Consider the following 2,862-nt stretch of genomic DNA (forward strand, 5'->3'; position numbering starts at 1 on the left):
TGCATCCTGTTCGCCCGGCGAGGCCATCCACCGTGTGTCCTCACGCGGAGGGCTGCTTGTAGCACCGTCGGTTCGTCATCCAAAGGGTGAAGTGAACGCTGCCAAAACTTTTTGCGAAGGGCCGCAAAAACTGTTGTCAGCGCCCTTTTCCTGCCGCCCCGCCATTGCTCCTCTTGCCCTTTGCCGCGAGAGAACTCACCAGGGAGATGGAAACCATCACCACAGGAGAAAACCAGGATGCACACACAAAACGTCAACGTCAAAACCGCCGCTCCCGAATCTTCCAGGAAGATAGGGGGAAAAACCGTCTCTTACACGATCCTCGTCGCTGAGCAGAAAAAAAACTCTGCTGAGGAAGCGGACGTTCTGGAGTTCAGCAGCCTTGCTGAGCTGAAGAAACTGCGCAGAAGCTGCCCTGAAAAAATGAGTGTCCGCTATTTCTACGCCCTCAGCAGCGGTGTGAATAAAGAGTTCAGCCATATCCATGTCGTTGAAGCGGACCACTTTAAACAGTTTGTGCGCCTGATTGAGCGCGCAGGTATCGACATTTAACCCTTTTCCAGCCGTGCGGCAGCCGTCGCACGAAACCTGACTGAACAGGAGCCAGAGAAATGAACGTTAACACCCCGACCGCAGTGCCAATGGTTTTCTACATTCCGTCCAGCAACGCCGTGTATGCCTGGGCGAAACAACGAAACGGTGAATGGGTCACCCAGTACGAAGCGGCAACGCTGGATAGCGTGCGCAGCCTCTATCCGGATGCAGAGCTGATGTCGTTCGTCCAGGTGCAGGAAAAGCAAAATATCGGGTTTCGCCGTCAGTGGGTGGAGATCACGCAAAACCGCTACATCCGACAGCTTGAAGCGCTGCCGCTGATGGACTGGTGCCGGGGTTTTGGCGGGGAGTCATTCAAATCGATGGCGTTCACGGGCGGCGATGTGACCGCGATTTATGTGCGGTACGGAGAGCGATTCTTCGAGTGTCACGACCTGCACACCCTGAATCACCGGGAGCTTATTGGCGATGTGATCAACCGTTTCTGTCTCGATACGCCACTGAATTCCGCGCATTAAAAAAGCGGGGTTTCCCCCGCTTTTTCAACGCCGGGTAGCCGCGGTAACGGTGAACCGGCAATCACAACCAAAGGAGATTGATCATGAAATTTGACCCGCAGACTGTCGCACAGGCCGAGGCGTTTGTAAATGCCCTCCGGGCCGGAAAATCTGCCCACGTTCCCGCACTGCGCTTTAACCAGTGGCAGCAATTTATGTCCGTGGTGAATGCTGGCACAGGCTATGCCGCAAACGCCGATTGTGGTCTGGGTGTCAGCGTCTATCCGGCGCTTGGACTGGCTTAACAGGAGACGGCCGTCCACGGGCGGCCGGTAAGGAGAAACCATGTCACAACTGAGTTTTGAATCCCTGTTCTTGGCTGAGCTGCCAGCGGTGCAGCCAGCAGAGTCAGCCCCTGCACGGATGATGTCGCCAGCTGAGGCGCGGAAGCAGTTCGCCCAGGTGTTCCGCCATACGGCGCCGAACCTGCACCGTTCCGAGGTGTTCCGCGATTTCATTACCCTGGCGGCCAGTGAGCTGGATATGGCGCGTATCCGCACGCCGGAGAATATCGGGAACAGCCGCCGGATCTGCGACCGCTATCAGCCATCCGATATAGACGCCATGAAACAGCTGTTTTGTCTGATGGTGGAAGGGCTGGCGGGTGAAATTCATGACTTTCTCGGCTCCCTGTATATGGAGCAGGAGCTGGGCGCGGACGAAATGGGGCAGTATTTCTCGCCGTCCTGCATCTCCCGCCTGATGGCCGGATTACTCATGCTAGGCGCTCAGGAGACGATAAAACGAAACGGGTGGATGGCGCTCGATGAGCCAGCCTGCGGCAGTGCCGGAATGGTGATCGCCTTTGCGTACTGGATGGTGGAAGCCGGACTGAACCCGTCTGAACAGCTTTACGCCACCTGTACCGATATCGATCCGATGGTGGCGGATATGGCCTTCATCCAGCTGGCACTACTGGGTATTCCCGCGAAAGTGGTGACCGGCAATACGCTGACCCTTAAGGCCAGCTGTGTGCGCTATACGCCCGTTTACTATTTCAACGCGTGGCACGAACGTCTGGCGTTTCGCGAGCGTGTTGACGCCATGAAAAACTTTCTGGCCTCCGTGGCCGCCTGACAGAGAGGGCGGCAGGGCAGACCTGCCGCCGGGAGAGAAACATGAAAAATAATACACTCAACGGCATTCCGGCGACTGTGCTGGAGACAATGGCTGAGCACCTCAGCGGCCAGCCTGAGCCGGTAAAAATCCGCAGTGTTGAAGACCACGCCGCACTGGCTGCGCAGGCGTTGTGGGCCTTCGCCTGTAAAACCGGGCTTAACCGCGAAAGTGAGAGCGTGGAAACCGTTGTTACCGATTTTCTGGCCAACCTGCTTCACCTGTGTGAACAGTGTGACCCGGACGGAGACGGGGCAGGGTGTCTTAACGGCCTGCTGGAAACGGCGATGATGCACTATGAGCAGGAATGCGGGGGGAACGGGGAGGAACTGATCTGATCCCGCCAGACGATACGCCCCGGTGCGGTCATCGGGGCAACCCCATAAACCCGTGCTCCCCTCCGGGGAGCCAGGGCGGACGAAAGCGCCTCCGGCGCTACCGCTGTGCCCCTCAGTTTCCCGGTCATTCTCATCTGTATGCCACCATCTGGACTGCAAGTTAATGCTAATGGACGCATACATTAGCGTTAATGGTAATTGCTGTTTTGACTGTGTGGGCCAGGTTTCCGGTCAAATCACAGTGATATCAGCCAGCGTCACCAGGATGGCCAGAACGATAAAAACGGGCAGGGCGA

Annotated in this window: 5 protein-coding genes; all 5 read left to right on the top strand. The window is 57.0% G+C overall.

Annotation, left to right across the window (positions count from 1 at the left end; all coding sequences use genetic code 11):
* Positions 1 to 237: 237 nt before the first annotated feature.
* Positions 238 to 552: a hypothetical protein gene (locus M987_RS23130; RefSeq protein ID WP_014063857.1), complete on the top strand. Its 315-nt coding sequence runs from the start codon at positions 238 to 240 to the stop codon at positions 550 to 552.
* A 59-nt stretch (positions 553 to 611) separates the two neighbouring features.
* Positions 612 to 1,073, top strand: a complete 462-nt coding sequence (locus M987_RS23135; protein ID WP_014063858.1) for a hypothetical protein — start codon at positions 612 to 614, stop codon at positions 1,071 to 1,073.
* 83 nt (positions 1,074 to 1,156) lie between these two features.
* A complete protein-coding gene (locus tag M987_RS23140) occupies positions 1,157 to 1,357 on the top strand; it encodes a hypothetical protein (protein WP_014063859.1) in 201 nt (66 codons plus the stop codon).
* A gap of 40 nt (positions 1,358 to 1,397) precedes the next feature.
* Positions 1,398 to 2,189 carry an N-6 DNA methylase gene (locus M987_RS23145; RefSeq protein ID WP_014063860.1) on the top strand — a complete coding sequence of 264 codons (792 nt, stop codon included), beginning with the start codon at positions 1,398 to 1,400 and terminating at the stop codon, positions 2,187 to 2,189.
* Between the two features lie 41 nt (positions 2,190 to 2,230).
* The gene (locus M987_RS23150; RefSeq protein ID WP_014063861.1) at positions 2,231 to 2,566 is read left to right on the top strand and encodes a hypothetical protein; all 336 of its coding nucleotides are present in this window, start codon (positions 2,231 to 2,233) and stop codon (positions 2,564 to 2,566) included.
* Positions 2,567 to 2,862 lie beyond the last annotated feature (296 nt).

This window comes from Enterobacter soli ATCC BAA-2102, from assembly GCF_001654845.1.
Lineage (GTDB): Bacteria > Pseudomonadota > Gammaproteobacteria > Enterobacterales > Enterobacteriaceae > Enterobacter > Enterobacter soli.

Coding starts and splice junctions, on each gene's coding strand:
- M987_RS23130 (WP_014063857.1), top strand. CDS start 238: ATGCACACACAAAACGTCAACGTCAAAACCGCCGCTCCCGAATCTTCC.
- M987_RS23135 (WP_014063858.1), top strand. CDS start 612: ATGAACGTTAACACCCCGACCGCAGTGCCAATGGTTTTCTACATTCCG.
- M987_RS23140 (WP_014063859.1), top strand. CDS start 1,157: ATGAAATTTGACCCGCAGACTGTCGCACAGGCCGAGGCGTTTGTAAAT.
- M987_RS23145 (WP_014063860.1), top strand. CDS start 1,398: ATGTCACAACTGAGTTTTGAATCCCTGTTCTTGGCTGAGCTGCCAGCG.
- M987_RS23150 (WP_014063861.1), top strand. CDS start 2,231: ATGAAAAATAATACACTCAACGGCATTCCGGCGACTGTGCTGGAGACA.